The following is a 21111-nucleotide window of genomic DNA, read 5'->3' as shown; positions in this document are numbered from 1 at the left end:
GGCGTAAAACCAAAAAAGCCCTGACAGGTCAGGGCTTTTTCATTGGCTGGCGCTTAGCGCCGACGGAACAGCGGCAGCGGTTCATCCGTAGCCGCCTGGTACGTCACCGAAAAGTCCTTGAGACTTTCCAGCGCTTCATACGGGTCTTTGTCAGCGCGCAAGGCGTAGGCATCGAAGCCGCAGCGATGCAGGTAGAACAACTGGTCGCGCAGCACATCGCCAATCGCCCGCAGTTCGCCCTTGTAACCGTAGCGGTCACGCAGCAGGCGCGCGTTGGAGTAGTTGCGCCCGTCGGTGAAGGCCGGGAAATTCAGGGCGATGACCTGGAAGTGTTGCACGTCATCGCCGATTTCCTCGGCTTCTTCATCGGCGTCCAGCCACACACCCAGGCCGCCATCGCGGGCCTTGAGCGCATGACCATGCTCGCGCCACAGGGCCAGTGGCACGATCAGGTCGTCGCAGTTGGAGATGCCATCGAACGTCGCGTCCTTGGGCAACAGGTGCCAGGTTTCGTCGACGACTTCGTTGTTCTTAATGATTCGCTGCATAGACGCGCTCCTTGAACAGGTCAATGCCAATGCGCTGGTAGGTGTCGATGAAGCGCTCATCTTCGGTGCGCTGTTCGATATAAACGTCGATCAGCTTGCCGATCACCTCGGGCATGGCTTCCTGGGCGAAGGATGGGCCGAGGATCTTGCCCAGGCTCGCATCGCGGCTGGCGCTGCCACCCAGGGACACTTGGTAGAATTCTTCGCCTTTCTTGTCCACCCCGAGGATGCCGATGTGGCCGACGTGGTGGTGACCACAGGCGTTCATGCACCCGGAGATGTTCAGGTCCAGCTCGCCAATGTCGAACAGGTAGTCCAGGTCGTCGAAACGGCGCTGGATCGACTCGGCAATCGGAATTGACTTGGCGTTGGCCAGGGAGCAGAAGTCGCCACCCGGGCAGCAGATGATATCGGTCAGCAGGCCAATGTTCGGCGTGGCGAAACCGCCTTCGCGCAGCTCACCCCACAGGGTGAACAGTTGGCTCTGCTCAACGTCCGCGAGGATGATGTTCTGTTCGTGGGACGTACGCAGTTGGCCGAAGCTGTAACGCTCGGCCAGGTCAGCGACGGCGTCCAGCTGCTTGTCGGTGATATCGCCAGGTGCTACGCCAGTCGGCTTGAGCGACAGGGTCACGGCCACATAGCCCGGCTGCTTGTGCGCCAGGGTGTTGCGGGTACGCCAGCGGGCAAAGCCCGGGTGCTGCTGGTCGAGTGCGGCCAGTTCGGCGTCCTGGTTGTCCAGGGCCTTGTAGTGCGGGTCGACAAAGTGCTTGGCCACGCGATGCACTTCGGCTTCGGTCAGAGTGGTCTGGCCGCCGCGCAGGTGTTCCATCTCGGCGTCGACCTTCTGGGCAAACACCTCGGGGGTGAGGGCCTTGACCAGGATCTTGATGCGCGCCTTGTACTTGTTGTCCCGACGGCCATAGCGGTTGTACACACGCAGGATGGCGTCGAGATAGCTCAACAGGTCTTGCCAGGGCAGGAATTCATTGATGAATGCGCCCACCACCGGGGTACGCCCCAGGCCGCCGCCCACCAGGACGCGGAAGCCCAGTTCGCCGGCAGCGTTGTACACCGGCTCCAGGCCGATATCGTGGACTTCGATCGCGGCACGGTCGGAAGCCGAGCCATTGATGGCGATCTTGAATTTACGCGGCAGGTAGGCAAATTCTGGGTGGAACGTAGTCCACTGCCGAACGATCTCGCACCACGGGCGCGGGTCGATCACTTCATCGGCGGCCACGCCGGCAAACTGGTCTGTCGTCACGTTGCGCAGGCAGTTACCGCTGGTCTGAATGGCGTGCATCTGCACGGTGGCCAATTCAGCCAGGATGTCCGGCACGTCTTCCAGGGCCGGCCAGTTGAACTGCACGTTCTGGCGGGTACTGATATGGGCATAGCCCTTGTCGAAGTCACGGGCGATCTTGGCCATCATGCGCGTCTGGCGCGAAGTCAGTTGGCCGTAAGGCACGGCCACCCGCAGCATCGGCGCAAAGCGCTGGACATAAAGGCCATTTTGCAGGCGCAGAGGGCGGAACTCTTCTTCGCTCAGTTCACCTGCCAGATAGCGTCGGGTCTGATCACGGAACTGCTTGACGCGGTCCTCGATGATGCGCTGATCGTATTCGTCGTATACGTACATATAGGTCCTGTTCTCGGCAAATCTGCGCGCACGGCCGCGCACTCCCAACGGAGCCGGCGAACGATACCAGCTTGCGTTTATGCGCAAAAGTGATGTTTTAGTATATGCACATAACCAAATAGCCTAATGAGAACGGTTATTGCGATACCCACATTTGTCATGCGGGCAATCATCGACTTTACTGTGGTCGAGTCTTAATGCAATCAGCCATAAAACCGACAAGAGGCGATGCGATGAGCAATCCAACCAAAGCCCGCAAACCCGACAGCAGTGTGGATGCCTGGGCAATTCTGTTCCTGATTATCCTGGTGGTTGCCACCGCCGTGTTCTGGGTCAGCCATCAATAGGGAGCGCTGATCGCCACGCAACTGTCCTACTATCTGACAAATAGCCAAGATCAAAAGGCTCATTGCCATTATTATGATCGGTCAATTTCCAGGGTGCGGGCAGTAATGTTGAAGGTTCTCTGTGGGTGCTTGTGGTGGGTGGGGCTGACGTTCGGGACGATCGCTCATGCCACATCGGTGGTGTTTCTCAACCCCGGCCTGTCCACTGAAACCTTCTGGGTCAGCTATTCGCAATTCATGCAGGCCGCAGCCAAGGACCTCGGCCTGGATTTGCGTGTGCGCTATTCGGAGCGCAACGGGCAGAACACCTTGCAACAAGCCCGCGAAGCACTGCAAGGCCCCAGTTACCCGGATTACCTTGTGGTGGTCAATGAGCAGTACATCGCCCCGCAGATTTTGCGGATGGCCCAGGGCAGCCCGGTCAAGTTGCTGATCGTCAACAATGCCCTGACCCCGGACCAGGTGCAGTTGCTGGATGCCGGCAAATACCCCAACTGGATCGGCAGCATCACCGCCAACGACGAGGAGGGCGGCTACCTGATGCTCAAGGAGCTGCTGCGTCAGCACGGCCCGGTTCCGGCGGGCGAAACCCTCCAATTGCTGGCATTTTCCGGCGCCAAGAATACCCCCACTTCCCAGGCCCGTGAGCAGGGCCTGCGGCGGGCCTTGGGCGAACACCCGCAAGTGCATCTGCGCCAGTTGGTTTATGGCGAATGGAGCCGCCAGCGCGCCTTCGAGCAAGCAACCCTGATGTTCAAGCGCTACCCGCAGGCGACGCTGGTCTGGTCGGCCAATGATGAAATGGCCTTCGGCGCCATGCAGGCCTTGAATGGCAGCGGGCGCACGCCCGGCAAGGAGGTGTTGTTCAGCGCGATCAACAGTTCCCCAGAGGTGTTGCAGGCGCGCCTGCAAGGGCAGATCAGTGCGCTGGTGGCCGGGCATTTTACGCTCGGTGGCTGGGCCATGGTGCTGCTGCATGACGACGCCAGTGGGGTGGACATTCAACGCCATGGCGGGCGCGAGCGTCAGGTGAGGTTATTTCAGTTGATTGACAGGCCACAGGCCCAGCGCCTGCTGGACCTGCGTAACCACGAGGGCGACGGGGTGAATTTTCGCGCACTGTCGGCTCAGGGCAAGCCGGCGGCCTACCAGTACCCCTTCAGCTTGAAGATGCTGTGGAAGTAAGCGCGACTAGACCCCGGCCAGGTGCAGCACCAGCTTGACGATGGCAAAGAGAGTCAGGGCAAACACGGCGGTAAACAGGATCCCCAGCACTACAAAATGGCTGGGCTTGCCATGGGTGAAGTCCCGCGCGCGGTTTTTGCCGCTCTGCACGCCAAAAGCGGCAGCCATCACGCTGTGAAGCATCTGCCAGAAGGTCGGTGGTTTATCGTCCGGTGCGTCCATGAGTCCTCCTGCGAGGTCTGGGTGACATGATGTCTCCCAACAGGATAGCCAAGGCCGGGGGAATAGGTAGACGTAGTTACCGCTGTCGCGCCTGACCTGCGTGATGTGCTGGAGCTCCTTTTCCTGGAGCTGCATCATGCCCGACTCTCCCGTAACGCCCGTGCGCCTTGCGCCGCCAACCCCCAGTATCCATCGACAATTGTTGATCGGTGTCACCCCGCAATGGCTGATCGAGAGCACTGCCCCACGACGGGCGGCGCTCAAACACGCCGATACGTCACTGCCGCCGGCCTATTGGCGCGCCACCCCCGAGCAACGCCAGCAGTTGCATGCCTGTTTTACCGCAAGCTTTTCCACGCAGACGGCGGTGGACAAGACCCTGTCTGCCTTGCAGGGGATCGACGCGTTTGCCAGGCCGCTGTTGGTCAATGCGCTTAAAGAGCAATATGACGTCACACTGGCCCCCCACGTCGACACCTGGTTGAGCCTCAGAAAATCCCTGCTGGTCAGTGACTTCAAGATAGCGGCGCGGACCTACGACTTCTTGAAACTGGAACTACTGCAGGCTGCGCTGCATAACTTCGAGGAATCCGAATGCGAGGAGGGGGCCTTTCACCCCTCGTCCGGTTTCCGCTGGCACGTGTCGTCTTCCGGTTCCTCACCTGACGAGCCGTTGCTGCCCGTGCGCTTGGGCAGGCTCAAGGTCCATGAGTTTGTGCAGCTGTGCCGCAGCCTGGATCTGGGCGGAAAGTACCAGGCCTATATCAGCGATTTCTTTGCCTCGGTCGAAACCACCCTGCGCCAGCAATTCATTGCCAGTCAAAAGGCGGCAATGAGGGCTGCGGCCGAGCTGGCACGCTTATGCCAGGACATTACCGAGGACGACTACACCATGATCCTGTCGGTGATCAACGGCGAGCGCGCGCCGCAGATGGATGGGCAACCGGTGTGGATCTGCGACCTTGGCCTGATGAAATTACGCATGACGGGGTGTGTGTTGTTTCTGGCCTTTGACGATGAGCATCTGGATTCGCCGATCCTCTATGTGCCCCAGGACCCGTATCACCCCCTCAAGCGCTATAAAGATCACGCACAGTTGCTGGGGACTTTGCAGCGCCGCTTCACCACGCCTGGCGCGGCCACCACCCGGGTCGAGCGGCCAACCGCGTATCAGGCCTTTTTCAGTCAGTTCGTCGAGGCCGCCGACCACCCTTATTACTTCAGGCAATTCACCCAGGATGCGCCCGATGCCACCTTGCGCGAAAAAATCGGCTCGAATTTCCCCGGCATCGGGCAACTGTATGAGCTGGTCAGCAAGCTGACGCCTTTGAGGCTGAAGAATTTCCCGCCGCTGCCTTTGGCCCCCCAGGTGCCGAACCCGGATCCGTTTTTGGCGCCCAAGGCCATGGCGTTCAAAGGCCAGGCGTTCGGCAGCCATAAAGTCGATCTGTGGACCTACCTGTATGAGCAACATCGGCACAAGTGCATCGCCGACGCGGCCAGCCGCGCCGTGCCCACCGCGCAGGTCGATGCCCGGGTGCGTAAACAGAAACTGGCCATGGTGCTCAATATCGAGATGTTTGCCCTGGGTGCTGTGGCAGGCTTCGTGCCCGTGTTGGGGGAGCTCATGCTGGCCGTGATGGTCGAGCAATTGTTGACGGGGGCGATTGAGGCAACCCAGGAGTGGAGTGCGGGCGACCGCCAGGCGGCCCGTGCGCACTTGATCGACCTGGCGCAGAACCTCGCCTTGATCGGCTTGATGGCGGCGGGTGGTTCGGCGCTGCGCCAACTCAGGCCCGAGCCGGTGATCGAAGGCCTGGTGCCGGTAACGCTGCCGGACGGCCGGAAGCGCTTATGGCGGCCCGACCTGGCGCCCTACAAGAAGCACCTCACCCTTGCGTCAGGCCGCCAGCCCAACGCCTTGGGGCAGTATGAGGTCGATGGGCAGCTCCACATCCATATGGATAACGCGTTCTACGAGAAAACCTTCGATCCGCAGATCAACAAATGGCGCATCAAACACCCGCAAGACCCCATGGCCTATCAGCCGATCCTTGAGCACAACCGGGCGGGGGCCTGGCGCCATAGTCATGAGCAGCCCTTGGCGTGGGACCGCCCGACGCTGCTGCGGCGCCTGGGGCATATCACCGACGGGTTCTCTGATGAGACTTTGGGGCTGATCGGCGATGTGAGTGGTGTCGATGACGACCTGCTGCGCCAAGTGCATATGGATGGCCTGCCGGTGCCGGCAGGACTGGCTGACACCCTGGAGCGATTCCGGGTCGATCAGGAGGTCGACGACCTGATCGGGCGGCTACGCCGTGGAGCCGGCCTGGACAGCCGCCACGAATACGCCTTGCCCCTCACGGTTGAGTTGGACGGCTGGCCGCCAGGGCGGGTATTGGAAGTGTTTGAGGAGGTAGCCTTCGTGGCGCGCGCGCAGGGCCAGACGGGGCTGGGCGAGGAGGAGGCCAGGCGTCTGCTGGGCACGCCGCAGCGCGGCGAGCAGCCTGGCGCGCCGCTGATCGATGAGTGGGAAGGCGGGCGTTGGGAACCGGCGGGGCGCTCCATTCGCTATGGCAGCCATGCCTTGGCAGATGATGAGTTGCCGACCCTGAAAATCAGCCGGGCCGATTTACAGCACGGCAAGCTCGCTCAGGTGCTGTTGAATGGCCTGAGCGAACAGGAAATCACCGGCCTGCTGGGCAGTGCGTCCAGTTGGAGGGGGCGGCCCAGGGAGCAGGTGTTCAACGAGCGCCTGGCCGATCATGCCCTGCACCGCCAGTCAGCGCTGTTCGACGCTCGGTTATCTGCCAAGGGTGACCCGGCGGTTGACCGGGGGCCATTGCAACGCCGGTTTCCCTCGCTGTCTGCGCGGGCCCGGGAGGAACTCCTGAATAGCGCCAGCCCCCAGGAACTGCGGCGCTTGCAAGACAGCGCGCGGCTGAGCGAGCGTCTGGATCACCAGGCCCGCAGCAGCCTGCACCAGGGGCGCTTGAGCCGAGCGATCAGTGGCCTGCACCGCGACCGACTCGCCAACGCCGACAGCGACCGGCTCGCCTTGCATACCCTGGAGCGCCTGCCCGGATGGCCTTCAGGCTTGCGCCTGGAGATGCGTGTAGACAGCATTCAAGGGCCCTTGGTCGACAGCATTGGCGAGGCGCACGCCGCCACGCGTCGCTACCTGATCAAACGCGGCAATCGTTTCCAGGCCCAGGATCAAGCCGGCAAGCCGCTCAATAGCGCACCGGCCCAGGGCCGTAATCTATTCCCGTCGATCGTCGATGCCTTGCCCGAAGCGGCGCGTCAAGCGCTGGCGCTGACCCCTCATGGGGCGGACTTGCAGCCGGTGTTGGCAGCCTACGCCAGGCGCCACCGCGACGTTATGGCCGATGACATCTTAAAGTTGCGCAGGCCCAGGTCCCGGCCGGCGCTGCGCCTGCCCAGCGGGCGCCTGGGATATGAGTTATCGGGGCGCGGCGGGCCTTTTGCAGCGGATGACTCTCTGATCGCCCAGGTTCGCACGGCGTATCCAAATATCAGCGACACCCAGGCGCAAGAGCTGATCTGGGCGCGCCGACGTGACGGTGAAAGCAACCCGCAAATCTGGCGGTTGTTCGCCAATCGCCAGCGAGAGTTGTTGGGGTTGCGCAACACCCTTGAGCAATGGGCGGGGGCAGATGCGCAGCGCTTGCGTTCGGTAGAGGACGTCATCGAATGCTGGCGCCAGGGCTATGACCGAGACCGCAGCGCCCATGCCACCCTGAATCTGCGCGGGGAGCACGCGCTACCGCAGATGGAGGCCGACTTTTCCCATGTGCGATCCCTGCACCTGTCAGGGGCCAGATTGCTCGCCCAACAAGCCAGCGATTTATTTCGGTCATTTCCCAATGTGCAGTATCTGGAGCTCTACGTGCGCCCCAACAATCTTGGCCAGGTGGCTGAACGGCTGGCGAGCGTGCCCGGCATCACCCGGCTGTCGCTCACCGGGCCATTGCTGACCTATTCGCCTGAAGTGCTGCTGGCGCTCAATCGCATGACTGCGCTTGAACGATTGTCCCTGGCCGGCAACCTGGAAACCCTGGATATCCAAGGCCTGACGGCGTTGCGCCGCCTAACCGTGTCCGGAACCCTGGAAACCTGGCCCCAAGGGCTCCTGGCACTTGAGCACCTGGAGTTTCTCGACCTTGCCCAGACCCAGTTGCGTTCGGTGCCGGCCGAGATGCTGGTCGGGCATCAACGGTTGTGGCGCGGGTTGCAAATGAATTGGGCGGCGTATGAGCCTGAAGACTTCATGCGGGTTTTTGAGTACCTGCATGACAATCCGGCCCATCTGGTCGATGAGCAGCGACTGGTGCAGGCCTACTGCGAAGGGGCCTTGGCTCGCTTGCGACGCGCGGACCCGACATTCGCCGAAAGGGTGTTGCTCAGCTTCAGAACGCAGGGGCTGACGGCCCGCCAACGTCTGGAGAGTGTCAACGCGGTGCAGGCGCAATACCGTAGATTGGTCGATGAGCTGGAGCAATGGTCGGATCGCGATTCAAGCACTGGCCGGGTCGAGGTGGATCGTCAGCTAGCCTCTGAAAAACTCCTGGATTGCTGGCGCGAAGGCCTGGAGCAACGCCTGGTAGCAGAGGCTGAGCCACTTCCTGCCGGGGCGGCGGTGTTGGACCTGTCAGGCGCCAACCTGATTGATTTACCGCGGGTGCCGGCCAACGGGTTTGCCCATGTGCGCAGCTTGATCCTGGAGGATATCGGCGTTTCCCTTGAAGGCATCAATGCCTGGCTCGACCAGTTTCCCCAGGTCGAAACATTGAGGCTGGCCCGCAACAACCTGACCGAGCCGCCTGCGGTACTGCTTACCCATTCGTCCCTGCGCCACCTCGACCTGTCTCACAATTGGCTGGTGATCAACCCGGCGATCCAGGCGCGTTTGAGCAGGTTGACCGGCCTTTTATCATTGCGCCTGCAGTACAACCCGATCAGCCGCCTGGATGTCAGCGGCTTCCACGACTTGCGTACGTTGGACCTGAGTCACAGCGCAATCAGCGAATGGCCCCAGGGTGTGCTTGAGTTGTCGTCGTTGCAATGCCTGGATCTGAGCCACAGCGCCGTAACGGCAATCCCCGAAGCGGCGCTGAGCGGGCATGATAGTTTGCTTTCCAACACCCATCTGCGCGGTTGTCGCCTCAGCGTGACGGCGCGTACCGATGCGCGGACGTTTGCGCGACGCTACGCGATTGAACACCCATCCGTTGCCCTGGAAAACCCGTTGGGCATACCCCGTGAGTTGCTTGCCCAAGGCCTGACCGGGGGGGAGCCTGAGTATTTTCCCGAGAATGTCTTGCGCCGCCCCGACTTGCTCGTGGCACTCCCCACGGCACTTGCCTCGGCTGCACTGGCTCCCGCAGCCCGCATACAACGCCTGGTCCCGGCGCTGGACGAGTTGCAGGCGGTGGCACGGCTAGCCGAGCTGCAAGCCAGCGGCCTCGACTCCGGGCAGATCCAGGCACGCCTCGATGAGTGGGAAGGGCAGTACAGCCAGTGGGTGCAACTGCTCAATGAATGGATAGATGTCCATGGCTACCTTGATGGCGGTTGGGTCAGTGTATTGGATCGTCGTCGCGCAGCGGACCGTGTGCTGGAAAGCTGGCGTCACACCCTACGTGCCACGCCCGGCCTGCCTGAAGTGAATAGCGCCAGCCTGCTGGATTTGTCCGGCCTGCTGTTGGGCGACCTGCCGAAGTTGCCCAAGTATTTCGCTCACGTCACCGAACTGAACCTGAGTCGCGTCAGGCTCACGGCCCAGGGTTCCAACGAGTTCCTGCGGGCCTTCAGCCACGTGCGTACGTTGACCCTCAGTGACAACGGCCTGCGAGCCTTGCCCGATGCCCTCGCAGAGTTTCACGGGTTGAGACGCTTGGACCTCAGCAGAAATGAACTACAAAACGCCTCCCAGCTTCAGGGGCACCTGGTGCGCCTGCAGGCGCTGGAATGGCTGAACCTGGGCGAGAATGTGTTGAGCGAATTGGACCTCGGTGGCCTGTCCAGGCTCGAAACGTTGTACCTGCATACCAACCTGTTGGACGAGTGGCCCATGACAGTGCTTGAGCTTGGGCGCCTGCGCACCCTGGACCTGCACGACAACTGGATCGAGACCCTGCCAGATACAGCCTTTGAGCCGCAACACCGCGCCTTGATGTCGGGGACTGACCTCTCGGGAAACCGCCTTGAGCAGGAAAGCTGTGAGCGTTTGCAGGGGTATCTGGCGCAGACCGGCAATGGCTTGGGGTTTTCCGCCGAGCAGCTTGAGGAAATGATCCAGGGATACCGGGAGCGCGATGAGCGGGGGGCTTTTGACTCCCCTGACTACTCGCTGGATCATCCGGATATCGAAACGCCGCAAATCCAGAAGGCGCGCTGGTTTGCTGATGTCCTGCCCGATTCGCCAAGGCACCGGATCTGGGACGACCTCAACGCACAGCCGGGGAGCCACGATTTCTTCTTCACCCTGTCGCAACTGCGCAATACCGAGGACTTCCTTGAGGCGCCAGGCGATCTGACCCAGCGCGTATGGGCGGTGTTGGAGGCCATTGGCGGCAACCCGGCCATGCGTCGGGACGTGTTCGCCCGGGCGACGGCGTTGATGCCCGAGGTGACCTGTGGGGATGGCAGAATCCTGATGTTCAACGCGTTTGAAACCCGCGTTCAGGAGTTCGCTGCGTTGAGATTGGCCGAGGCTGGTCAGGATGGCGCCGCCCTGTTGAAGTTCGCCCGTGGCATGCTTCGCCTGGAGGCGGTTGAAGGCATCGCCGAGGACATCATCAAGGCCCATGAGGATATTGACCCGGCGGAAATTCGTTTAGCCCTGCGCATTGGCCTTGCCGAGCGCCTGGACCTGCCCCGGCAGCCCTCTGGCATGCTGTATAGCGAGTTATCGGAAGTGACCCAGGCCGACCTCGACCGGGCATACGCCACTGTCCTGGAGGGCGAGAGCACGCCGGGCTTTGAAGAAAAGCTGGTGGGCCTTGAGTATTGGCGCAATTACCTGAAGAAAAAGTACGCCACGGATTTTGCGACCCTGGCGCGCGAGCTGGAACACCAGACCGATCGCCTGGATGAGCGCTACCCCGAGAGCGGTGCCGACTACTTGCGTGAATACGCGGCATTGGGTGCCTGGATCAAGGAGCAGCGCAGGGCGCTGGCGATCCGCCTGACCCGGCAGGAACGGGCCGAGCTGAAGCTATAAGGCTGCCAGCGGTGTGCCAGGCACCCGAACAGAGTGCCTGGCAATCGCCCCTAGTTGTCGTAACCCAGGTTCGGCGCCAGCCAGCGTTCGGTCACGGCCAGATCCTGGTCTTTACGTGCGGTGTAGCTGGTCACCTGGTCCTTGTCGATCTTGCCTACAGCAAAGTACTGCGCCTGTGGATGGGCGAAGTACCAGCCGCTGACCGCTGCGGCCGGGAACATCGCGTAGTGCTCGGTGAGGAACACGCCGCTGCGGCCCGCATGCATCTCGTGGGCCTCGGGGTCGAGCAGTTGGAACAACTGGGCCTTCTCGGTGTGATCCGGGCACGCCGGGTAGCCGGGGGCAGGGCGGATACCGCTGTACTGCTCCTTGATCAGCGCCTCGTTGTCCAGTTCTTCATCCTTGGCATAGCCCCAGTAGTCTTTACGCACTTGCTGGTGCAGCCATTCGGCGCAGGCTTCGGCCAGGCGGTCGGCCAGGGCCTTGACCATGATCGAGTTGTAGTCGTCGCCCGCATCCTGGTAAGCCTTGGCCACTTCCTCGGCGCCGATGCCGGCGGTGGTGATAAAACCACCGATGTAGTCGGTTACGCCGCTGTCCTTGGGCGCAACAAAGTCGGCCAGGGAGAAGTTCGGCTTGCCGTCGGTCTTGATGATCTGCTGGCGCAGGTGATGCAGTTTGGCAATCGGCTGGCCGTCGTCGCCGTAGACTTCCAGGTCATCCTCCTGCACCTGGTTGGTCGGCCAGAAACCGAACACGGCGCGGGCGCTGATGAGTTTTTCGTCGATCAGCTTGTTGAGCATTTCCTGGGCGTCGGCGTACAGCGCGGTGGCCGCTTCACCCACCACCTCATCGGTGAGGATGCGCGGAAACTTGCCGGCCAGGTCCCAGGAGATAAAGAACGGCGTCCAGTCGATGTACTCGGCCAGCACCTTGAGGTCGATATTGTCCAGCACCTTGGCCCCGGTAAACGTCGGTTTGACCGGGGTGTAGGTGCTCCAGTCGAACTGCGGCTTCTTGGCGATGGCCGCCGCGTAGCTCAGGCGCTCGGTGCGGGCGCTGCGGTTAGAGGTGCGCTCACGCACGTCGATGTATTCCAGGCGGGTCTTCTCGACAAACCCGGCCTTCAGCTCCTTGGACAGCAACTGGGTGGCCACGCCCACCGCGCGTGAGGCGTCGGTCACGTAGATCACCGCATCGTTGCTGTACTTGGGCTCGATCTTCACCGCCGTGTGCGCCTTGGAGGTGGTGGCGCCACCGATCATCAGCGGCAGGTGGAAGTCCTGGCGCTGCATCTCGCGGGCCACGTGCACCATTTCATCCAGGGACGGTGTGATCAGCCCGGACAGGCCGATGATGTCGCACTTCTGCTCCTTGGCCACCTGCAGGATTTTCTCGGCCGGGACCATCACGCCCAGGTCGACAATGTCGTAGCCGTTGCAACCGAGCACCACGCCGACAATGTTCTTGCCGATGTCGTGTACGTCACCCTTGACCGTAGCCATGAGGATCTTGCCCTTGGCTTCCGGCTTGTCGCCTTTTTCCAGCTCGATGAAGGGGATCAAGTGGGCCACGGCTTGCTTCATTACCCGTGCCGATTTCACCACCTGGGGCAGGAACATTTTACCGGCGCCAAACAGGTCGCCGACGATGTTCATGCCGGACATCAACGGGCCTTCGATCACCTCGATCGGGCGCGCGAACGACTGCCGGGATTCCTCGGTGTCTTCAACGATATGGGTGGTGATGCCCTTGACCAGCGCATGCTCCAGGCGCTTGTTGACTTCCCAGCCACGCCATTCCTCGGTCTCGGCTTCCTTGACGCTGCCGTCGCCCTTGTACTTGTCGGCGATGGCGAGGAGGGCGTCGGTGCCTTCCGGGGTGCGGTTGAGGACCACGTCTTCCACGGCGTCGCGCAGCTCGGCCGGGATCTGGTCGTAGATCTCCAGTTGGCCGGCGTTGACGATACCCATGGTCAGGCCGTTGCGGATCGCATACAGCAAGAACACTGAGTGGATCGCCTCACGCACCGGGTTGTTGCCGCGGAACGAGAACGACACGTTGGACACGCCACCGGAGGTCAGCGCATACGGCAGTTCATCGCGGATATAGGCACAGGCGTTGATAAAGTCGACGGCATAGTTGTTGTGCTCTTCGATACCGGTGGCCACGGCGAAGATGTTCGGGTCGAAGATGATGTCTTGCGGCGGGAAGCCCACTTCATTGACCAGAATGTCGTAGGAGCGCTTGCAGATCTCTTTCTTGCGCGCCTCGGTGTCGGCCTGGCCGGCTTCATCGAACGCCATCACCACCACCGCCGCGCCGTAGCGCTTGCACAGTTTGGCGTGATGAATGAACTGCTCGACACCTTCCTTCATGCTGATGGAGTTGACGATGCCCTTGCCCTGGATGCATTTGAGGCCGGCTTCGATCACTTCCCACTTGGAGGAGTCGATCATGATCGGTACACGGGAGATGTCCGGCTCGCCGGCAATCAGATTGAGGAAGGTCACCATGGCCTTCTTCGAATCGAGCATGCCCTCGTCCATGTTGATGTCGATCACCTGGGCGCCGGCTTCCACCTGCTGCAGGGCGACTTCCAGGGCTTCGGTGTAGTTGTCCTCGCGGATCAGCCGGGCGAATTTGGCGGAACCGGTGATGTTCGTACGTTCGCCGACGTTGACGAACAACGACTGGCGATCAATGGTGAAAGGCTCCAGGCCCGACAGGCGGCAGGCCTTGGGAATGTCCGGGATCTGGCGCGGCGCGTAGCCGGCCACGGCCTTGGCGATGGCCTCGATATGGCCCGGCGTGGTGCCGCAGCAACCGCCGACGATATTGAGGAAGCCGCTCTGGGCGAATTCTTCGATGACCTTGGCGGTTTGCGCTGGTAGCTCGTCGTACTCGCCGAACTCGTTGGGCAGGCCGGCGTTGGGGTGGGCGGACACGTAGGTGTCGGCCTTGTTCGACAGTTCTTCCAGGTACGGCCGCAACTCGCTGGCGCCCAGGGCGCAGTTCAAGCCCACGGAAATCGGCTTGGCGTGGCTGATGGAGTTCCAGAACGCCTCGGTGGTCTGGCCCGACAGCGTGCGGCCGGAGGCGTCGGTGATGGTCCCGGAAATCATGATCGGCAGTTCCACACCCAGTTCTTCGTACACGCCTTGCACGGCAAAGATCGCAGCCTTGGCGTTGAGGGTGTCGAAGATGGTTTCGATGAGGATCATGTCCGCGCCGCCTTCGATCAGGCCTTTGGTGGCCTCGGTGTAGTTCTCCACCAGTTCATCGAAGGTGACGTTGCGGTAGCCGGGGTTGTTCACGTCGGGCGACAGCGAGCAGGTGCGGCTGGTCGGGCCCAGCACGCCCGCGACAAAGCGCGGTTTGTCCGGGGTTTCCAGGGTCTTGGCGTCGGCGACCCGGCGGGCCAGGCGTGCGCCTTCCAGGTTCAGCTCGTAGGCCAGCGCCTCCATGCCGTAGTCGGCCTGGGACACTTGGGTGGCGTTGAAGGTGTTGGTCTCGAGGATGTCGGCACCGGCATCCAGGTACGCTTTCTCGATCCCGCCGATCACGTCCGGGCGGCTCAGGATCAACAGGTCGTTGTTACCCTTGACGTCGCTGGGCCAGTCGGCGAAGCGTTTGCCACGGTAGTCCTCTTCCTCCAGCTTGTAGCTCTGGATCATCGTGCCCATGCCGCCATCGAGGATCAGGATGCGTTCCTTGAGGGCTTGGTGGAGGGCTTGCAGGCGAGTGCTACGATCGGACATGGGACTACTCTAATCAGGCATTACGGAGGGCGTGGATCATAGCAAACCTGTGCGCTTTTAGAGCATGCCTGGGTTTTGCATGAATATCGCTCATGTTGAGGGCGCCTCGACATCGGTAGAATCGCGGCAATTTTTCAGCGCTCGCATCGACTCGGGACCGGATACATGCAACTTCGCCTCATCACCGGCGCCGCCTTGGCGCTGGTCGCCTGCCTCGCGCAGGCCAACGGACCCGCCCCGGCGCTTTCCTATACCCGCGATATTCAACCGATCTTCACCGAGAAATGCGTGGCCTGCCATGCCTGCTACGACTCCGCCTGCCAGCTCAACCTGGGCAGTGGCGAAGGTGCGGCACGCGGCGCGAGCAAGCTGCCGGTGTATGACGGCGAGCGCAGCCAGGCGTCGCAGCCGACCCGGCTGTTTTATGACGCCTTTGGCAAGGCCGCCTGGCAGCGCCACGGTTTTGCCTCGGTGCTAGATGCCCAGGGCACCCAGGCGGCGCTGATGGCGCGCATGCTGGAACTGGGTCATAAAACCCCATTGGCGCCCAATGCCAAGCTGCCCGAAGAGATTGTGCTGGGCCTGAACCGCGAGAATATGTGCCCATTGCCGGGGGAGTTCGACGCCTACGCCGGCGCGCACCCCAAGGAAGGCATGCCGTTGGCCGTCACCGGCCTGACCGATCAGCAATACCAGACCCTGCAGCGTTGGCTGGCGTCCGGTGCGCCTATTGATGAGCAGGGCCTGGCGCCGAGTGCCCAGGAAGCCTTGCAGGTACAGCAATGGGAAAACCTGCTGAACCAGCCCGGCGCCCGGGAAAGCCTGGTGGCGCGCTGGTTGTTCGAGCATCTGTTCCTCGCTCATATCTATTTCGAGGGCGGTGAGCCGGGGCATTTTTTCCAGTGGGTCCGCTCGCGTACGCCCAGCGGCCAGCCCATCGACCTGATCAACACCCGTCGTCCGAATGACGACCCTGGCACCCGCGTGTACTACCGCCTGTGGCCGGTGCAAGGGGTGATCGTGCACAAGACCCACATTACCTACCCCTTCAGCGCGGCGAAGATGGAGCGGGTCAAGTCGCTGTTCTACAGTGGCGACTGGCAAGCCACGGCGCTGCCGGGCTACGGCCCTGGCCGTCGGGCCAACCCGTTTGAAACGTTCGAGGCGATCCCGGTCAAGGCGCGCTACCAGTTCATGCTGGATAACGCCGAATACTTCGTGCGCACGTTTATTCGTGGGCCGGTGTGCCGTGGGCAGATTGCCACGGACGTAATCCGCGACAACTTCTGGACCCTGTTCCAGGACCCGGACCATGACCTGTACATCACCGATGCCCGCTATCGCGGCCAGGCCACGCCGCTGCTGGCGATGCCGGGGCAGAACGATGACGTGGGCAGTGTGTTGAGCCTGTGGCTGGCCTACCGTGACAAACGCAATGAATACGAGGTACTGCGCCGCGACAACTACGCTGATTTGCCGGCGCCGGGCTGGTCGAGCCTGTGGCAGGGCAATGACAACGCGTTGCTGAGCATCTTCCGCCACTTCGACAGCGCTTCGGTGAACAAGGGCCTGATTGGCGAAGTCCCACAGACGATGTGGCTGTTCGACTACCCGCTGCTGGAGCGCACCTATTATCAGTTGGCGGTGAATTTCGACGTGTTCGGCAATGTCTCGCACCAGGCCCAGACCCGTTTGTATTTCGACCTGATCCGCAATGGCGCCGAGCAGAACTTCCTGCGCCTGATGCCGGCGGATTCGCGCGATGGCTTGCTCGACGACTGGTACCAGAACAGCGGCAAGGTCAAGCTGTGGCTGGACTATGAAGCCATCGACAATGACAAGCCCAGCGGCCTGAAGCTGGACCCGCAGGACCCGAAACGGGACTTTGCCAACCAGTTGCTGGCCCGGTATGCCGACTTGAACGCCAGCCCGGACCCGATCAACCGTTGCATCAGTGCCTACTGCTCACGTCTGGGTATCGACCCGCAACTGCGCGACGTCGAACAAACCCTCAGCCGCCTGACCTCAAGGCCGGCGGCCGGGCTCAAGGTGATCGAGCAGTTGCCGGAAGCCACCTTGCTGCGCATCCAGACTCCGAGCGGCAAACGCGAGGTCTACAGCCTGCTGCGCAACCGCGCCCACAGCAACGTGGCCTTTATGCTCGGCGAGGCTTATCGCTATCAACCGGGCCTGGATACCCTGACGATCTATCCGGGCGTGCTCAGCAGCTACCCCAACTTCATCTTCAATGTGCCGGCCGAGGATGTGCCCGAGTTTGTCGAGGACATGGAGCTGGCCAGGGACGCTAAGCGCTTTGAACGGATTGTCGAACGCTGGGGCATTCGCCGCAGCCACCCGCAGTTCTGGGAGTACTTCCACGATTTATCGCAATACATCCGCGAAACCACTCCGGTGGAAGAGGGTGTGCTGGATATGAATCGCTACGAGAACCTGTAGGTGTGGATTTGCCTGACAAAAATACTAGGACTTTGTACCGTCGCGGCGATTGGCGTAAACTGCCGGCAAGCCTGTGAGGAGTTCCCATGACTGCCATAACCATTACCGACGCCGCCCACGATTACCTGGCTGATCTGCTGTCCAAGCAGAACACCCCGGGTATCGGCATCCGCGTCTTTATCACCCAGCCTGGCACCCAGTACGCCGAGACGTGCATTGCCTACTGCAAGCCGGGCGAAGAAAAGCCTGAAGACACCGCCCTGGGGCTCAAGAGCTTCACCGCGTATATCGACGCCTTCAGCGAAGCCTTCCTTGACGATGCCGTGGTCGACTACGCCACTGACCGCATGGGTGGCCAACTGACCATCAAGGCGCCCAACGCCAAGGTGCCGAACGTCAATGCCGATAGCCCGATCAACGAGCGTATCAACTACTACCTGCAGACCGAGATCAATCCGGGCCTGGCCAGCCATGGCGGCCAGGTCAGCCTGATCGACGTGGTGGATGACGGTATCGCCGTGCTCAAGTTCGGTGGCGGCTGCCAGGGCTGTGGGCAGGCTGACGTGACCTTGCGTGAAGGTATTGAGCGTACGTTGCTGGAGCGGATTCCCGAGCTCAAGGGCGTCCGTGACGTGACTGACCATACGCAGAAAGAAAACGCCTACTATTAAGGTGTTCGCTGCAAACAAAAAAACGGCGTCCGTGAGCGCCGTTTTTTTATGCTTTAAAGTTAGCAAGTTACACGATTTGTCTAACAAATAAGATGAGCTTTTTGAGCTGGCTTGCATGCGATAGCCGTAGGTATCTATACATCTCTTTTATCCAGTGCTTGTTGGGTTTGTGAACATATCCGTTGCTGCGGTCATGGCGGCTATTGGTTCCGCTCTTACAGCGGGTCACTTTTGGAAAAGAGCCCGGAGTGCCGGCCCAGCCAAAAGTAACCAAAAGGGCTCTTGCCCCACCACTCGGCACCTCGCCTAGGCTCGGTGTGCCCGTCATCCGACATTGATTTGGGGGGCCGCCGCGATGGGCCATCCATGGCCCAGCGCGGCTAAACCGGCGTCCTGCCGGTTTACCCCCCCAAATCAATATCGGATGACGGCCAGCGTGGTTTAACGGGGCGCCTCAGATCAAAAGCAAAGCGAGGCGGCCTGACAGCCGACCTGATCGTCGAGGCGTGCGCGTACCTCTGTGGGAGCTGGCTTGCCTGCGATGGCGGTGTCTCAGCCAATACATTTATCGACTGATACACCGCCATCGCAGGCAAGCCAGCTCCCACAGGGGAATGCAGCTTCGCGCCCCGGCTTTGGCATTGCTGTCGATGTTGCTCTGCTTTTGATCTGGTTTTTGATCTTAGGCGCCCCGTTAAACCACGCTGGCCGCAGGCAGGTATTGCGCAGTGGGCACCCCGGCATGGATGCCGGGTTAGCCGCGACACGGCCATGGATGGCCGATCGCGGCGGGCCCACGGAGCAATGCCTGACTGCGGGCATGCCGAGCCTAGGCGAGGCACCGAGTGGTGGGGCAAGAGCCCTTTTGGTTACTTTTGGCTGGGCCGGCACTCCGGGCTCTTTTCCAAAAGTGACCCGCTGTAAGAGCGGAACCAATAGCCGCCGTAACCGCAGCAACGGATATGTACACACCCCCCAGAAGAGAACTATGTAGAGACTCATGCCGCGATAGCGGAGGGTCAGGCGACTTCTCTACAGCCGGTTAAACCGCAATCGCAGGCAAGCCAGCCCCCACAGTGTCAGGGTCGGTAGAGGTGGGCGTGCCCTGCGCGATACAGCGAGGATTCGCTGAAGCTGTCACTGGCCAGCACTCGACCCACCACAATCAGCGCGGTGCGCCTGAACCCCTTGGCTGCCACCTTACCGACAATATCCGCCAAGGTGCCAATCGCCCAATCCTGATCCGGCCAGGTCGCCCGGTGTACCACGGCAATCGGGCAATCTGCACCGTAATGCGGCAGCAGCTCGGCGACGATTTTCTCCAGGTGATTGACCCCCAGATGCACGGCCATGGTAGTGCCGTGGCTGGCCAGGCTGTCGAAGGACTCCCCCGCAGGCATCGTGGTTTTATCGGCATAGCGGGTCAGGATCACGCTTTGGGCGATATCCGGTAAGGTCAGCTCCGCCTCCAGCAACGCGGCACAGGCGGCCACGGCGGTGACGCCGGGAATGATCTGGAAGGGAATTCCCAGTGCGCGCAAATGGCGGATTTGCTCGCCAATCGCGCCATACAGGCTCGGATCGCCAGAATGCACCCGCGCCACGTCCTGGCCCTGTTCATGGGCATGCTTGATCAACTCAATGATCTGCTCCAGGTGCAGTTCGGCGCTGTTGACCAGGGTTTCGGCCTGATGGCCTTCAAGCACGGCGGCCGGCACCAGGGAGCCGGCGTAGATAATTACCGGGCAACTGCGGATCAGCCGCTGGCCTTTGACGGTGATCAGTTCCGGGTCGCCGGGGCCTGCGCCGATGAAGTAGACGGTCATGGAGGATTCCTGTGAAAAAGCCGGCGAGGCGGGCTGCAGATGAAGACCGCTCATGATCAAGGAGGCGGATTATCGGGAATTCAGCCCGCGCACGCCAATGCAAAGGTGGCTTGCGGGCTTTTCTGGCGGTTGATCAACAGGCGGGCAGGGCGCTGGGCCAAGTGCTCGGCCAGGGCCAGGGCGGCGCTTTCGGCGATGCCGTGGCAGCCGGTATGGGCAAACGCGACAGCAGAGCGGTGGCTCAATTGCGCTTCGTGGATCGCCAGCTGTTCGGCACTGAAAAACTGCAGTGGCAACCTCAAGTGTTCGGCCAGGGCCAGTAACCCTGGCTCATCCTGTTTACGGTCGATACTCGCCAGTGCGCTGATGTGCCGAGGGTCGATTCCCGCGCCAGCCAAGGCTTCATTGAACAGCGCCAATAGCGCCGCGACGCTGCAGCCACGCTGACAACCCAGGCCGACCACCAGGGTCGGCGCGGTGGTGGCTGCTGTCATGCCGAGTGCTGGTCGTCGCGATTGCGTCGGAACAACCAGGCGCTGATCAGGCCCAGGGCCAGCCAGAACGCAACATTGGTCAGCTGCGACGCGATCTTGAACTGCGCTTCCAGGGCCTGCGGGGCGAGCATCGAGTGCACTTCGGGCTGTGGCGCGCCAATCACATGGGGCACCGCCAGGATCGCCACGCCGAGGATCTTCAGCAGCCAGTTGCGACCAAACACAATCAGCGCGATACCGGCGGCGGTGGAGGCTGCCGCGCCGATCCACCAGATCTGCCGTTGCGCCAGGTCCGCCGCAGCGGTGCCGGGCAGTTCCGGTGGCAGGCCGAGGGTCGGTGCCAGCACAAAGGTGGCGTAACCGGCCAGGCCCCAGAGCAGGCCCTGGGCGGTGCGGGTCGGGGCGCGCAGGGTGTACAGGCCGGCGAGCATCAGCGCAAAACCTACGGCGACCACCAGGTTACCGCCAGTGGTGGACAGCACGCGCTGCCAGCCGTCTTCCGGTTCCCAGGCCTCGGCGTCGTGGCTGTGGGCCGCAGCACCAGGCGCATGCTCATGCACTTCGGTCGTGGCCGGGGCGTTTTCGTAGGTTTCCGCCTGCTGAATCAGCGGAGCCACCCAGAAACTTTGCAGCAGGGTCAGCAGCAGGGCGGCCAACAGGCCGGTGAAACCTGCGGTTTGCGCAATTCGCTTGATCATGGTTGCAGGTC

Annotated in this window: 11 protein-coding genes; 4 read left to right on the top strand and 7 right to left on the bottom strand. The window is 61.7% G+C overall.

All coding sequences use genetic code 11. The features are described from left to right. Nucleotides 1-53 precede the first annotated feature (53 nt). Nucleotides 54-548, bottom strand: coding sequence for a DUF934 domain-containing protein (locus tag HU773_RS14795; protein ID WP_029291397.1), 495 nt, complete (start codon nt 546-548; stop codon nt 54-56). After that, nucleotides 532-2190: a nitrite/sulfite reductase gene (locus HU773_RS14790; protein ID WP_057959405.1), complete on the bottom strand. Its 1659-nt coding sequence runs from the start codon at nt 2188-2190 to the stop codon at nt 532-534. Before HU773_RS14790 ends, HU773_RS14795 begins: the two co-directional genes overlap by 17 nt. A 452-nt stretch (nt 2191-2642) precedes the next feature. Here HU773_RS14790 and HU773_RS14785 point away from each other — a divergent pair, with 452 nt between their 5' ends. Next, nucleotides 2643-3722: an ABC transporter substrate-binding protein gene (locus tag HU773_RS14785; protein ID WP_186625144.1), complete on the top strand. Its 1080-nt coding sequence runs from the start codon at nt 2643-2645 to the stop codon at nt 3720-3722. 6 nt (nt 3723-3728) lie between these two features. On the opposite strand, the gene HU773_RS14780 is transcribed toward HU773_RS14785, so the two are convergent. Then, nucleotides 3729-3944 carry a DUF2970 domain-containing protein gene (locus HU773_RS14780; RefSeq protein WP_057959407.1) on the bottom strand — a complete coding sequence of 72 codons (216 nt, stop codon included), beginning with the start codon at nt 3942-3944 and terminating at the stop codon, nt 3729-3731. Between the two features lie 136 nt (nt 3945-4080). On the opposite strand from HU773_RS14780, the gene HU773_RS14775 reads away from it, so the two are divergent. Continuing rightward, a complete protein-coding gene (locus tag HU773_RS14775) occupies nt 4081-11193 on the top strand; it encodes an NEL-type E3 ubiquitin ligase domain-containing protein (RefSeq protein ID WP_186625143.1) in 7113 nt (2370 codons plus the stop codon). A gap of 50 nt (nt 11194-11243) precedes the next feature. On the opposite strand, the gene metH is transcribed toward HU773_RS14775, so the two are convergent. After that, nucleotides 11244-14954: a methionine synthase gene (gene metH / locus HU773_RS14770; protein ID WP_057959409.1), complete on the bottom strand. Its 3711-nt coding sequence runs from the start codon at nt 14952-14954 to the stop codon at nt 11244-11246. A 165-nt stretch (nt 14955-15119) separates the two neighbouring features. Between metH and HU773_RS14765 the strand changes: the two genes are divergently transcribed. Then, nucleotides 15120-17411: a fatty acid cis/trans isomerase gene (locus tag HU773_RS14765; RefSeq protein WP_186625142.1), complete on the top strand. Its 2292-nt coding sequence runs from the start codon at nt 15120-15122 to the stop codon at nt 17409-17411. Nucleotides 17412-17497: 86 nt separating this feature from the next. Further along, nucleotides 17498-18082: a Fe-S biogenesis protein NfuA gene (gene nfuA, locus HU773_RS14760; RefSeq protein ID WP_057436766.1), complete on the top strand. Its 585-nt coding sequence runs from the start codon at nt 17498-17500 to the stop codon at nt 18080-18082. Nucleotides 18083-19161: 1079 nt separating this feature from the next. On the opposite strand, the gene cobM is transcribed toward nfuA, so the two are convergent. The 3 genes from cobM to HU773_RS14745 form a co-directional block, all read right to left on the bottom strand. Continuing rightward, nucleotides 19162-19908: a precorrin-4 C(11)-methyltransferase gene (cobM, locus tag HU773_RS14755; RefSeq protein WP_057436764.1), complete on the bottom strand. Its 747-nt coding sequence runs from the start codon at nt 19906-19908 to the stop codon at nt 19162-19164. An 80-nt stretch (nt 19909-19988) separates the two neighbouring features. Next, the gene (locus tag HU773_RS14750) at nt 19989-20402 is read right to left on the bottom strand and encodes a cobalamin biosynthesis protein (RefSeq protein WP_057959412.1); all 414 of its coding nucleotides are present in this window, start codon (nt 20400-20402) and stop codon (nt 19989-19991) included. After that, a complete protein-coding gene (locus tag HU773_RS14745; RefSeq protein WP_169989672.1) occupies nt 20399-21100 on the bottom strand; it encodes a CbtA family protein in 702 nt (233 codons plus the stop codon). Before HU773_RS14745 ends, HU773_RS14750 begins: the two co-directional genes overlap by 4 nt. Nucleotides 21101-21111 lie beyond the last annotated feature (11 nt).

The organism is Pseudomonas shahriarae (assembly GCF_014268455.2).
GTDB lineage: Bacteria > Pseudomonadota > Gammaproteobacteria > Pseudomonadales > Pseudomonadaceae > Aquipseudomonas > Aquipseudomonas shahriarae.
Note: the sequence above shows the minus strand (reverse complement) of the source record. Positions and strands in the feature narration are given on the sequence as shown.

Coding starts and splice junctions, on each gene's coding strand:
- nfuA (WP_057436766.1), top strand. CDS start 17,498: ATGACTGCCATAACCATTACCGACGCCGCCCACGATTACCTGGCTGAT.
- metH (WP_057959409.1), bottom strand. CDS start 14,954: ATGTCCGATCGTAGCACTCGCCTGCAAGCCCTCCACCAAGCCCTCAAG.
- HU773_RS14790 (WP_057959405.1), bottom strand. CDS start 2,190: ATGTACGTATACGACGAATACGATCAGCGCATCATCGAGGACCGCGTC.
- cobM (WP_057436764.1), bottom strand. CDS start 19,908: ATGACCGTCTACTTCATCGGCGCAGGCCCCGGCGACCCGGAACTGATC.
- HU773_RS14780 (WP_057959407.1), bottom strand. CDS start 3,944: ATGGACGCACCGGACGATAAACCACCGACCTTCTGGCAGATGCTTCAC.
- HU773_RS14785 (WP_186625144.1), top strand. CDS start 2,643: ATGTTGAAGGTTCTCTGTGGGTGCTTGTGGTGGGTGGGGCTGACGTTC.
- HU773_RS14765 (WP_186625142.1), top strand. CDS start 15,120: ATGCAACTTCGCCTCATCACCGGCGCCGCCTTGGCGCTGGTCGCCTGC.
- HU773_RS14795 (WP_029291397.1), bottom strand. CDS start 548: ATGCAGCGAATCATTAAGAACAACGAAGTCGTCGACGAAACCTGGCAC.
- HU773_RS14775 (WP_186625143.1), top strand. CDS start 4,081: ATGCCCGACTCTCCCGTAACGCCCGTGCGCCTTGCGCCGCCAACCCCC.
- HU773_RS14745 (WP_169989672.1), bottom strand. CDS start 21,100: ATGATCAAGCGAATTGCGCAAACCGCAGGTTTCACCGGCCTGTTGGCC.
- HU773_RS14750 (WP_057959412.1), bottom strand. CDS start 20,402: ATGACAGCAGCCACCACCGCGCCGACCCTGGTGGTCGGCCTGGGTTGT.